The following is an 11,091-nucleotide window of genomic DNA, read 5'->3' as shown; positions in this document are numbered from 1 at the left end:
TACAGCAAGCTGTTTATTAACGCCCCACTCAACATCTCAAAACATCCTGGCGGAATTACGAGGTTGGATATACCGATCCATATTCAAAATACTTTAAACCTGTACTGCCTTGATGGAGGCCGGGGAGCAGCTGTGCCGCTGATTTCCGCACCGGCTCGCTTTCGTCGGGAATCTCCGGAATCCCGCGTTCCAAACGGCCATGCTGATCTGCGTGGCCGGCTCGTAGTCAGCCGTGAATTCCGACGTGGAAAGTACGAGCAGGATCGACCGTCGCGATGCATCGGCACGATGCCCTGCGGCATCGCCGATGCACGCGTTCTTCAACACATCACACCACCGGATCGACCACCGCAACCGGCACGCCACGCGCCTCGATATCGCGCCCGGCAAGCAAACACAGATCCTCGCGATGATGCGTGGCCACCACCTGCACGCCCACCGGCACGCCGTTCGCGATCGACGTCGTGACGGCCAGCCCCGGCAGCCCCATCGCGGGCAGCGCGCGCAACGTCAGTTGTGCTTCCCACACGCGTTCGAAGCCGTCCGGCCCCTGCCGGTCGAGATCGTCGGGGAACGGCAGTTCCGATGAAACAGGCAGCAGCAACACCGGATATTCATCGAGAAACAGCCGCCACTCTCGCGTCAGCGTCGTGCGCCGGACCAGCGCGCGGCTGATCACGTCGGCCGGCAGATCGCGCACCTTGCCGCGCACGGCGGCGATCACCGCAGCCGCGCCCGGATCGCCGTCTTGCTCGACCGCGTTCGCCAGCGCGCCGAACCCGTCGCCGAGCCACAGCTGTTCCTGCAACAGCGCAGCCTCGCGCATCGGCGGCGTATCGTCGATCTCGTCGACGGCCCAGCCGGCATCGACCAGCCGGCGCGCGGCATCGCGCAACGCGGCCTCGACTTCGGGCACGACCTCCAGGCCGCGCGGACGCACGCACAGCGCCGCGCGCTTCGGCACCTCGCACCCGTCGAACGGCACCGCGACGTGCCACGGATCGCGTGGATCCGGCGCGGAGAACGCCCGCAGCGCGAGCGAGAGATCGTCGATCGTGCGCGCGATCGGCCCGGCCGTCGACATCAGTTGCGCGCCGATCGCCCGCTCGGGCGACGATGCATTGAACGCCGGCACGCGACCGAGCGACGGCCGGATGCCGTGTACGCCGCACGCATAAGCCGGGTAGCGCACCGAGCCGCCGATGTCGGTGCCGACCGCGAGCGGGCCGATCCCGGCGGCCACGGCCGCCGCCGCGCCGCCGCTCGATCCGCCCGGCGTCAGCGACGGATTGCGCGGATTGCGCGTGCGGCCATGCACGAGATTCGACGTGAACCAGCGCAACGCGAACGTCGGCGAATTGGTGCGGCCGAGCAGCACCCCGCCCGCCTTGCGGATGTTGGCGACCACCGGGCTGTCGGCATGCGCGATCAGGTTGTCCTGCAGGCGCGTGCCGTTGGTCGTCGCAAAGCCGGCCTGATCGATGTTGATCTTCACGGTGACGGGCACGCCCGCGAGCGGCCCCGGATCGTCGCCGCGCGCGATTGCGCGATCGACTTCGTCGGCCTGCCGCCGCACGTCGTCGGGGCGGTGTTCGACCACCGCGTTGATCGCCGGGTTTACTGCATCGAGACGATCGAGCACGGCGTCCGCCACTTCGCGCGCGGACACTTCGCGCTGCCGAATGCGTTTCGCGAGTTCGGTTGCCGACAGTTGCCAGAGTTGCGTCATGACTTCTCCTCGGGGGAAAGACATCACAATCACTCACGGCGCCGCGCCTCCTCACGAAAGCGCGGCGCCGCATTCGCTCACTGCGTATCCTGCTTCGCGCGCTCGGCGGCGGCGATGATCGCATCGGCCACGGCCTTCGGCTGGCTCAGCATCGCGACGTGGCTGGCGTTCACGCGCGCGACCGTCGCGCCGATCCGCTTCGCCATCGCTTCCTGTAGCGTCGGATCGATCATCCGGTCCTGCGCCGCGACGACGAACGTCGACGGCTTCGCATGCCAGGCTGCCTGCGTGACCTTCTCCGAGATGCACCCGCTATACCACGGCCCCTGGGTCGCGGCAACGATGCGCTGCTGCGCGGGCGGCAAATCGGGCGCGAAATCCTGCGCGATCGCCTTGTCCGACAGCCGTGCGAAACCGCCGGCGTCCTTGCGCAGTTCGCCGGCCCATGACGGCGCCGGCAGGCCCTGCGTGACGTCGGCGATCGACTGGCCGTTGTCGGGTGCGAACGCCGCGACGTACACGAGCGACTTCACCTTGTCGTCGTTGCCCGCGTCGCTGATCACGACGCCGGCCCACGAATGGCCGACCAGCACGACCGGCCCTTTCTGTTCGTCGATCGTGCGCTTCGTCGCGGCCGCGTCGTCGGCGAGCGAGCTCAGCGGATTCTGCACCGACACCACGTGCAGCCCGCGCGCCTCGAGCAGCGGAATCACGCGGTTCCAGCTCGACCCGTCGGCGAACGCGCCGTGCACGAGCACGACGTTGGTGCCCTTCAGGTCTTCCCTCGGCGCGGCTTGCGCCGCGACCGCACCGAACAGTCCGCCGATCATCGCGGCGGATACCAGAACGCGTTTCATCAAACCGGCCATCGTCATGCTCCTTTCCTTGTCGTGTTGTTGAAGTGAAGTACTGCCCTAGCGGCCGCGCCTGCATGCGGCAAGCGCGGCGCGAGATCACGAATGCGCGTACAGGTCGTCGGCGGCGTTACGCGCGGCGCGCGGCCGCGCGGCATCGCGATGGCCGGCCGGCGTCGACGCATCGGCCACGTTGTCGCCTTGCGACTTCGACGGGCCGTTCTGGTCGGAACGCGCGACCTGCTCGGCAGCCGCGACGGCGTTCTGTGCGGCGGCGATATCGTCCGGGTAATGCGCTTCGCTGCTGGCCGGGCTGTAGCCGGCCTTCTCGAGACGGATGAGGTCGGCGCGCACTTCAGCACGCGTGAGGCTGTGGCCGGTATCGGCGAACGACAGCGCGGGGGCGACGGCGAGGACGGCAACGGCGAGGATTCGAGCGGCTTTCATGAAGGTTCTCCTGGAACAAAGTTGAGGTGTCGATCACTGGGCATCCGGTGTGAACGTCTTGCACCGAACGTTTGCTGCATGTCGACAGTAGAACCCGCGCACGTATCCGGCATGTTTCCGAAACCGGGCTTTCTGCATGCCAGTTTTTCAGGAACGGCCGCAGATACAGTGCGATACAAACCCGCTTGCCGATGCGCTCCACCGTTCCCTGCGCACCACGAAAAAAGGCGTGCCTCGCAGGGCACGCCTTTCCGTCACCTTCACACCGTCGTATCACGTCACGGCGCGAGCCGCGTGAACACGTAGTCGTGGTTCTTCACCCGCGCCTGATGGCACGCAAAGCACGTCTGATGCTGGCCGATATCGGCCGGCACGCCGTTGATGAAGCGCCCGAACCCCCAGCCGCCCGTCGCGGCATAGCGGCGCGAGTCCTTCACCATCACCTGCACGGTCGTCGCCTGCCCGGGCACCGTCGCGGGCGCGAACTCGTCGGACTGCTTGCGCTTGTACGCGAGCTTCACGAGGATCGTGCCGTCCGGGAACGGCAGCGTCGCCTGTTCGAGCGCGCGGATGGCAACCGGGTTGCCGAGCACCACGCGCAGCTCGTCGAGCGGTGCGGCCTCTTCGGCCGGCGCAACCATTTCCCACTTCCGGTAGCCGGGCGGAATCGTCACGCCGTAGATCGGCGACGCGGCCGCGGCCGGCTTCGGCTGTTCCGCGAACGCGGCCTGGCCGCTTGCCGACCACGCGCCGACCAGCAGCACACCCGCGACGAGCCCACGGCGCGCACCGCGCCGCCACACCCTTACGCGGGCCCGCATCACAGATGCTCCACTTGCAGGATTGCATCGGCGAATGCCTGCGGCGCTTCCTGCGGCAGGTTGTGGCCGATGCCGCCGGTGATCGTCCGATGCTGGTACTTGCCGGTGAACTTCTTCGCGTACGCGGCCGGCTCCGGATGCGGCGCGCCGTTCGCGTCGCCTTCCATCGTGATCGTCGGCACGGTGATCGCGGGCCCGGCCGCGAGACGCCGCTCGATGTCGTCGTATTGCGCTTCGCCCTTCGCGAGCCCGAGACGCCAGCGATAGTTGTGGATCACGACGGCCACGTGGTCGGGATTCCGGAACGATGCGGCCGAGCGCGCATAGGTCTCGTCGGAGAACTGCCACTTCGGCGACGCGAGTTGCCAGATCAGCTTGTTGAACGCATCGCGGTTCTGCGCGTAGCCGAGTTCGCCGCGCTCGGTCGTGAAGTAGAACTGATACCACCACTGGAATTCGGCCTGCGGCGGCAGCGGCTTGGCGTTCGCCGCCTGGCTGCCGATCAGGTAGCCGCTCACCGACACCAGCGCCTTCACGCGCTGCGGCCACAGCGCCGCGATGACGTCGGCCGTGCGCGCGCCCCAGTCGTAGCCGCCGAACACCGCGCGGTCGATCTTCAGCGCATCCATCAGCGCGACGATATCGACGGCCGTCACCGCCTGCTGGCCGTTGCGCACCGTGTCGGCCGAGCGGAACGTCGTCGAGCCGTAGCCGCGCAGGTACGGCACGATCACGCGATAGCCGGCCGCGACGAGCAGCGGCGCGACTTCCGCGTAGCTGTAGATGTCGTACGGCCAGCCGTGCAGCAGGAACACGACCGGGCCCTGCTTCGGCCCGAGATCCGCATAACCGACGTTGAGCACGCCCGCGTCGATCTGGTGGATCGTGCCCAGCGACGCGGCGCCGGCCGGGCGCTTCGCCGTCGATGCATCGGGCGCCGACTGCGCATGCGCCAGCGCGCTAAAGCCGAGGTCGGCCAGGCTCAGGCTTGCCAGCGTGGTGCCCAGGATCAGGCGGCGGCGGGTGTTCACGGTATCAGGCATGACTCGTTTCTCCATTGTCGATCGCTAAGGAAGGGGCCCGCGGCACGTGCGGGCAATCGGGTGTCGCCATTCGCAGCGGCAGCGCATGGCACCGCGCCGCCTTGTGAATCGCTTCACCGGTTTTATATCCGAACCATCTGGAGGCTTTGTATCCCAACGTATCTGTCTGCGAACACGACACACGGCGATTCAAAAATCGCGAGAAAACGACGCTTGGGAGCTGCCGCGCGGCACCCGCGGCCCCCTGCGCCGCTGCGTCGAAACAGCCTGGCGATTGCAGGCACGCTGAGCACCGCAACGTAATAGCCCATGAACTGCACGCCCGTGTTGAACGCGAACAGGCGCGACAGCATTCCACCGAACAGGCCGATCGTCTGTCCGCGTATTGCCGCTTCAACGTTGCGCATCTCGCGAGCAAGCGGTTTTCGCAAGCGTTACAGCGGTTGCGTAGAAACGAACACGGGCCGCGCAACAGGCCGGCCGGTGTTCGTCGTGCAACCCCGCTTACACGCGCCGCAACGGCCGGAACCCCGCCCGCACTTCACGCGCAAACAATTCCGGCTCCTCCCATGCCGCGAAGTGTCCACCCTTGTCGACTTCGTTGAAGTAGATCAGGTTGTGATAACTGCGCTCGGCCCAACTGCGCGGCGCCTGGTAGATCTCGCCCGGAAACACGGTAATCGCCGCCGGCAGCGAGATATCCACCGCGTTGAAGTTGTTCGAGTGATCCTCCCAGTAGATCTGCGCCGCCGACGTCGCGGTGTTCGTCAGCCAGTACAACGAAATGTCGTCGAGGATCTCGTCGCGCGGGATCGAGCGTTCGGGCACACCGCCGCTGTACGTCCACTGCGAGATTTTGTCGTACATCCACGCAGCCTGCCCTGACGGAGAATCCGCAAGCGCATAACCGACCGTCTGCGGCCGCGTGACCATCATCGCCGAGTAGCCGCAGTTGTCGCGATAGAACGTCGCGAGCTTCTCGTACGCGGCCCTCTCCTTCGGCGACAGCGAAGCCGGCGCGGGCGCATCGGTCGCGAGCAGCGTCGCGATATCCGGCGGCACCGTCGCCGGCATGTTCACGTGAATCCCGGCCAGGCCCTGCACGCGCTGCATCGCCATTCGATGCGAGATCACCGAACCGCAGTCGCCGCCCTGCGACACGAAGCGCGTATAGCCGAGCCGTGCCATCAGTTCGCCCCACGCTCGCGCGATGTGGTCGGAACCCCAGCCGGTCTTCGTCGGCCGGCCCGAGAAACCGAAGCCCGGCAGCGACGGCACGACGACGTGGAATGCATCGTCCGCGCTCGCGCCGTGCGCGGTCGGATCGGTCAGCGGGCCGATCGCCTTCAGCAGCTCGAAGATCGAACCGGGCCAGCCGTGCGTCATGATCATCGGCATCGCGTTCTCGTGCCGCGACCGCACGTGAATGAAATGAATGTCGAGCCCGTCGATTTCGGTGATGAACATCGGGAAACCGTTCAGGCGCGCCTCGCCCTTGCGCCAGTCGTAGTCGGTGCCCCAGTAGCGCAGCAGCGCCTGCATGCGCGCGAGCCGCACGCCCTGCGACTCGTCGGCGACGGTCTCGCGGCCCGGCCAGCGCGTCGCGGCGATGCGGCGGCGCAGGTCGGCCACGGCTTCATCGGGAATGTGCGCGGTGAACGGGCGTATGCCGCTCGCGCCGGTGGCGGCATGCAGCGCGGTGGGCAGCATCGCCGAGACCCCGGCGGCCACGGAAGTGGCCAGCAGGTGGCGACGCATCGGGGAAAACGGAGTGGAAGACATCGTTCGGCATCTCCTTTCGTGAAGTGGAAAGTGAACATGCCGCGCGCGGGGTCGCGCCTTCGCTTTCAATCCGGAGCGCCCTCGTCACGCGGCGTCGCCCATTTGAAAGGTCTGACGTATCCCGGATTTGTCTGATTTGTACGCGTTTGTAGCTGCTACGCGGCGAGCGAACACGCTTGCGCGGCCGCTCGCCCGTGTGACGCTCAGAGCGCCTTGACGATCGCGCCATCGACGCGAATGTTCTGCCCGGTGATGTAGCCCGCGCCGTCCGACAACAGGAACGCGACCGTCTTCGCGATCTCGCCGGTCTTGCCGAAGCGGCCGGCCGGAATGCGCGCGACGATCTCCGGCGTTTCCGGCCAGCTGTCGATGAAGCCCGGCAGCACCGCGTTCATCCGGATGTTCTCGGCCGCATAGCGTTCCGCGTACAGGCGTGTCCATGCGCTCAGCGCCGCGCGCAGCGCCGACGACACGGGCATCGGCTGCTCGGGCGCGTCCGCCGCGAAGCTCGAGATGTTCACTACCGCGCCGCCGCCCTGCTTCTGGAAGATCGGCGTCACGCGGCGCATCACGCGCACCACGTTCAGCAGGATCAGGTCGAGCCCCGCGTGCCAGTTGTCGTCGGTGATCGCCAGCAGCTCGCCCTTCGGCGGATGGCCGGTATTGTTCACGACCGCGTCGATCCGGCCGTAGCGCGCGACTGTTTCCTGCACGAGCTTGTCGATATCGGCTTCTTCCGTCACCGAGCCCTTGATGCCGAAGCCGCCCAATTCCTCGCCGAGCGCCACCGCGCTGCCCGACGGCGACATCAGCGCGACACGATAGCCCGTCGCCGCCAGTTCGCGCGCGATCGCCGCGCCCATGCCCTTGCCCGCCGCCGTGATCAACGCCACTTTTTCTACAGTCACGATCCGCTCCTCGCTCCGATTCTGCCGCCGCGCAGCCGCCATTCGGCGCGCCATGGTGGTAATGTAGGCGCATCGATTCCGACTGTCGAACCAGTATTTCTGCCGCCAGCCGATAGTTTTTCTACAGCCTGACGATGCCGCCACGCCCTTCCCGCCTGCCGCCGCTGAATGCGCTTCGTGCGTTCGAAGTATCCGCGCGGCACCTCAATTTCCGCGCCGCCGCCGACGAGATCGGCGTCACGCAGGGCGCCGTCGCGCAGCAGGTGCGCCACCTCGAAGACGTGCTCGGCCTGAAGCTGTTCGAGCGCCTGCCGCGCGGCCTCGCGCTCACGCACGACGGCGCCGCGTATTTCTCCGACGTGCAGCGCGCACTGCACGCGATCGCCGACGCGACCGACAAGCTCGTGAAACGGCGCGCGGCGCTGACGATCAGCACGACGCCGTCGTTCGCGTCGAAGTGGCTGATCCCGCGGCTCGCGCAGTTCACCGATGCGCACCCCGACTACGACGTGCGCGTGATCGCCGACCCGCACATCGCGACGTTCCGCCACGACGGCGTCGATCTCGCGATCCGCTACGGCAAGCCGCCGTTCGGCAAGCATCTCGCCACCCATGCGCTGTTCCCGCTCGACGTGTATGCGGTGTGCAGCCCTTCGGTGCTGACCGCGCCGGCTTCGCCGCGTGCGCTCGCTGGCCAGGTGCTGCTACACGACGCGCACGACCTGTGGCCCGAGTTCCTCGCTGCGATGCCCGAACCGGTCGACGTCGATCCGCACAAGGGGCTGCGCTTCAACCAGACGTCGCTCGCGATCGATGCGGCCGTCGCCGGCCAGGGCATCGCGCTCGCGACCGAGCCGCTCGTCGAGCGCGACATCGCCGCCGGACGGCTGTGCAAGCCGTTCGACTTCGCGTTTCCGCTGTCGATGGGGTTCTATCTCGTGTATCCGGCCGAGCGCCGCGACGACGATGCGATCGTGGCGATGCGCGAGTGGATGATCCGGGCCGCGTCGGACGGGCGACCTTGAATGGCGTGAGCGCGCTTGGCCGGCGTCAGGGCGCGATCCAGCGGGCTTCGTAGCCGCTTTCGGTCAGGTCGAATACCGCTCGACGATGGCCGGCGCGCGCGAGTTCGAGCCAGTCGATGCGCGTGACCGTCATGTGGATCAGACAGAAGTTTTCGTAGCCGTCGGCCGTGGGTGCGACGCTGTCGATATGCGCGGCTTCAGGCGACGCGACCGGCGTGCCGGGCGGCAACGGCGCGCGATACAACAGCAACGTATGCGGGCGGCTCGCTTCCCAGATCGCACGCCGTTGCGCTTCGTCGTCGCAGATCGACGCAACGCCTTCCGCACGAATCTGTACGAGCGCGTCGAGATCGTTCGCGACGATCGAGATCCGCGGATCGCGACACAACTCCGCAACCTTCTCCGAACGCGCATCGGTATGAAACGACAGCACGCGCTCGGTGCGATTCACCTGGCGCAACACGATCGTCCGAACCTTCGGCGCGCCATCGAGGCCGAGCGTCGCCGCCTGCAGCATCGTGAACGGCGAGCGCTGCACGCTCACGCCGGATTCGAGGCAGGACCACAGGCGGTCGTAGGTTTGCGCGAGCGATTCGGAGGTCGAGTCGGACATGAGGCGGCGGCGATCGTCGGTGTTTCGATCGCGCAAGCTTAACCGTTTGTTTCGGCGACGGCTCGCATGCGATGCGCCGCCGCCCGTGCGCCGCTCAGTTGTAGCCGAGCACGACCGGCGCCGCATCGTCGGCATCGGTCGCCGGCTCCGCGCCGAAGCGACCGAGCACGTCGGCCACATACTGCGGCCCCGCGCTGATCTGCGACGAGCGATGCTTCGCCGGCCGCTTGTCGCCGGCGCTCGACGCTGCGCCCATCGATGCCGTTTCGTTGACGGTGATCGTCATGTCGATGTCTCCTCACACGGCCCGCGCCGCACCATACGCGCGCACGAGGCGCGCGACGCCTTCCCGGATCGCATCGACGTCCGGCGCGGCGAACGACAGGCGCAGCGACGCTGCGTCGACGTTGTCCGCGAAGAACGCCTTGCCGGGTACGAACACGATCTTGTTGGTGATCGCCTGTTGCAGCAGCACGTCCGACGACACCGCGCCGATCCGCGCCCATACGAACATCCCGCCTTCGGGACGATGGAATTCGATCGCATCGCCGAAACCGTCGCGCAGCGCGTCGCACATCGCGTCGCATTTTCGCCGGTACGCGGCCGTGATGCGCGGCAGATGGCGTTCGAGCGCGCCGTCCGCCAGGTATTCAGCAGCGGTGGCCTGCGTCCACGGCGCGCTGCATAGATCGACCGTCTGCTTCGCGATCACGCAGCGCCGCGCGATTTCGGCCGGCGCGATCGTCCAGCCCACGCGCAACCCCGGCGCGACGATCTTCGACAGGCTCGCGAAATGCACGAGCCAGTCGCGCGCGCCGTCCACTTCGCCGGCCAGCGCGAGCATCGACGGCACGGCTTCGCCCGCGAAACGCAGGTCGCCGTACGGATCGTCCTCGACGATCAGGAAACGGTATTGCACCGCGAGACGCAGCAGCTTCAGCCGGCGTTCGCGCGTGAGCGTCGCGCCCGTCGGGTTCGCGAAGGTCGGGACCGTGTACAGCAGCTTCGGCTGCGCGATCGCGCCGGACGCGAGTTGTTCGCCGAGACGATCGACGTCGAGCCCTTCGCCGTCGACGGGAATCGTCACGATGCGCGCCTGTTGCAAACGCATTGCCTGCAGCGTGGCCGGGTACGCCGGTTGTTCGGTCAGCACGACGTCGCCGGGCGACACCATCACGCGCAGCAGCAGGTCGAGGCCTTGCTGCGAACCGGTCGTGACGAGCAGTTCGGCCGGCGTGCACGCGACGCCGCGACGCGCCATCAGCGCGATCAGTTGCTGCTTCAGTTCGGCGAGGCCGTCGGTCGGGCCGTATTGCAGGCAGCGAACGGGCTGCGCGTACGCGCGTTCGGCGGCCGCCTTCAGGCCGTCGACGTCGAACAGGTCGCTGGCCGGATAACCGCCCGCGAAGGAAATCATGCCCGGTTCGGACAGGTACTTGAACAACTCGCGGATCGGCGAGCCGGCAGGGTTTTGGAATGAGGGCGTGAACGCGTACATGTCGTCGTGAGCGGGTGGGCGCGGACGGCCGGGATAGCCGTCGAGTGCCGGCCGCCAAGGCGCTTCTGGCGCCGCGGCGGTGAATTCGAGCCACGATTGTCGATAGTCATTAAGGGCTCGGCAAACGATATCTATGCACTAGGTCTTGCGGTTTGGTCATTAAATCGCGGTTGGGCGCGTGTTGGCGGTGCGGGGGTATGCGGGGGTATGCGGGGGTATGCGGGGGTATGCGGGGGTGATGCGGGGGCCGGCCCAACACCTTCAATACCTACACCATTGAAACCGCACCGGCCGACTCCAAGCCCCTGCTCGAGGGCACCAAGGCCGCTTTTGGTTTCGTGCCGAACCTTCAGTCCTTCATGGCGGAATCG

At 67.2% G+C, this 11,091-nt stretch carries 12 protein-coding genes; 1 reads left to right on the top strand and 11 read right to left on the bottom strand.

The genetic code is table 11. The features are described from left to right. Positions 1 to 328 precede the first annotated feature (328 nt). From HWW87_RS00930 to HWW87_RS00895, 8 genes are all read right to left on the bottom strand, one after another. Complete coding sequence (locus HWW87_RS00930) at positions 329 to 1,729, bottom strand: amidase family protein (RefSeq protein ID WP_175818883.1); 1,401 nt, start codon at positions 1,727 to 1,729, stop codon at positions 329 to 331. Between the two features lie 77 nt (positions 1,730 to 1,806). Then, entirely contained in the window at positions 1,807 to 2,598 is a 792-nt protein-coding gene (locus HWW87_RS00925) for an alpha/beta hydrolase (RefSeq protein WP_175820646.1), read from the bottom strand. A gap of 84 nt (positions 2,599 to 2,682) precedes the next feature. Further along, positions 2,683 to 3,030 (bottom strand): DUF4148 domain-containing protein, encoded by a 348-nt coding sequence (locus tag HWW87_RS00920; RefSeq protein WP_175818882.1) that lies wholly within the window; start codon positions 3,028 to 3,030, stop codon positions 2,683 to 2,685. A 278-nt stretch (positions 3,031 to 3,308) separates the two neighbouring features. Next, positions 3,309 to 3,851 (bottom strand): cytochrome P460 family protein, encoded by a 543-nt coding sequence (locus HWW87_RS00915; RefSeq protein ID WP_175818881.1) that lies wholly within the window; start codon positions 3,849 to 3,851, stop codon positions 3,309 to 3,311. Beyond that, complete coding sequence (locus tag HWW87_RS00910; RefSeq protein ID WP_175818880.1) at positions 3,851 to 4,894, bottom strand: alpha/beta hydrolase; 1,044 nt, start codon at positions 4,892 to 4,894, stop codon at positions 3,851 to 3,853. The genes HWW87_RS00915 and HWW87_RS00910 overlap by 1 nt, the downstream gene beginning before the upstream one ends. A gap of 122 nt (positions 4,895 to 5,016) precedes the next feature. Next, complete coding sequence (locus HWW87_RS00905) at positions 5,017 to 5,301, bottom strand: hypothetical protein (protein ID WP_175818729.1); 285 nt, start codon at positions 5,299 to 5,301, stop codon at positions 5,017 to 5,019. A 97-nt stretch (positions 5,302 to 5,398) separates the two neighbouring features. Continuing rightward, positions 5,399 to 6,676: an epoxide hydrolase gene (locus HWW87_RS00900; RefSeq protein ID WP_175818879.1), complete on the bottom strand. Its 1,278-nt coding sequence runs from the start codon at positions 6,674 to 6,676 to the stop codon at positions 5,399 to 5,401. A gap of 203 nt (positions 6,677 to 6,879) precedes the next feature. After that, positions 6,880 to 7,584 (bottom strand): SDR family oxidoreductase, encoded by a 705-nt coding sequence (locus HWW87_RS00895; protein WP_175818878.1) that lies wholly within the window; start codon positions 7,582 to 7,584, stop codon positions 6,880 to 6,882. A 134-nt stretch (positions 7,585 to 7,718) separates the two neighbouring features. On the opposite strand from HWW87_RS00895, the gene gcvA reads away from it, so the two are divergent. Continuing rightward, the gene (gcvA, locus tag HWW87_RS00890) at positions 7,719 to 8,609 is read left to right on the top strand and encodes a transcriptional regulator GcvA (RefSeq protein ID WP_175818877.1); all 891 of its coding nucleotides are present in this window, start codon (positions 7,719 to 7,721) and stop codon (positions 8,607 to 8,609) included. A 25-nt stretch (positions 8,610 to 8,634) separates the two neighbouring features. Here gcvA and HWW87_RS00885 read toward each other — a convergent pair whose 3' ends face one another. The 3 genes from HWW87_RS00885 to HWW87_RS00875 all read right to left on the bottom strand — a co-directional run bounded on the left by HWW87_RS00885 (position 8,635) and on the right by HWW87_RS00875 (position 10,720). Then, a complete protein-coding gene (locus tag HWW87_RS00885) occupies positions 8,635 to 9,222 on the bottom strand; it encodes a pyridoxamine 5'-phosphate oxidase family protein (RefSeq protein ID WP_175818876.1) in 588 nt (195 codons plus the stop codon). Positions 9,223 to 9,316: 94 nt separating this feature from the next. Continuing rightward, positions 9,317 to 9,508 (bottom strand): hypothetical protein, encoded by a 192-nt coding sequence (locus HWW87_RS00880; RefSeq protein ID WP_175818875.1) that lies wholly within the window; start codon positions 9,506 to 9,508, stop codon positions 9,317 to 9,319. Positions 9,509 to 9,520: 12 nt separating this feature from the next. After that, the gene (locus tag HWW87_RS00875; protein WP_175818874.1) at positions 9,521 to 10,720 is read right to left on the bottom strand and encodes a PLP-dependent aminotransferase family protein; all 1,200 of its coding nucleotides are present in this window, start codon (positions 10,718 to 10,720) and stop codon (positions 9,521 to 9,523) included. Positions 10,721 to 11,091: the final 371 nt, after the last annotated feature.

The sequence above is a fragment of the Burkholderia sp. BCC0419 genome (assembly GCF_902830285.1).
GTDB lineage: Bacteria > Pseudomonadota > Gammaproteobacteria > Burkholderiales > Burkholderiaceae > Burkholderia.
The sequence above is the reverse complement of the archived record's forward strand: the minus strand, read 5'-3'. Positions and strand labels throughout refer to the sequence as shown.

Bases quoted from the DNA above. Each gene is read 5' to 3' on its own strand.
- HWW87_RS00920 (WP_175818882.1), bottom strand. From the start codon at position 3,030: ATGAAAGCCGCTCGAATCCTCGCCGTTGCCGTCCTCGCCGTCGCCCCC.
- HWW87_RS00915 (WP_175818881.1), bottom strand. From the start codon at position 3,851: ATGCGGGCCCGCGTAAGGGTGTGGCGGCGCGGTGCGCGCCGTGGGCTC.
- HWW87_RS00930 (WP_175818883.1), bottom strand. From the start codon at position 1,729: ATGACGCAACTCTGGCAACTGTCGGCAACCGAACTCGCGAAACGCATT.
- gcvA (WP_175818877.1), top strand. From the start codon at position 7,719: ATGCCGCCACGCCCTTCCCGCCTGCCGCCGCTGAATGCGCTTCGTGCG.
- HWW87_RS00905 (WP_175818729.1), bottom strand. From the start codon at position 5,301: ATGCGCAACGTTGAAGCGGCAATACGCGGACAGACGATCGGCCTGTTC.
- HWW87_RS00880 (WP_175818875.1), bottom strand. From the start codon at position 9,508: ATGACGATCACCGTCAACGAAACGGCATCGATGGGCGCAGCGTCGAGC.
- HWW87_RS00910 (WP_175818880.1), bottom strand. From the start codon at position 4,894: ATGCCTGATACCGTGAACACCCGCCGCCGCCTGATCCTGGGCACCACG.
- HWW87_RS00925 (WP_175820646.1), bottom strand. From the start codon at position 2,598: ATGGCCGGTTTGATGAAACGCGTTCTGGTATCCGCCGCGATGATCGGC.
- HWW87_RS00875 (WP_175818874.1), bottom strand. From the start codon at position 10,720: ATGTACGCGTTCACGCCCTCATTCCAAAACCCTGCCGGCTCGCCGATC.
- HWW87_RS00900 (WP_175818879.1), bottom strand. From the start codon at position 6,676: ATGTCTTCCACTCCGTTTTCCCCGATGCGTCGCCACCTGCTGGCCACT.
- HWW87_RS00885 (WP_175818876.1), bottom strand. From the start codon at position 9,222: ATGTCCGACTCGACCTCCGAATCGCTCGCGCAAACCTACGACCGCCTG.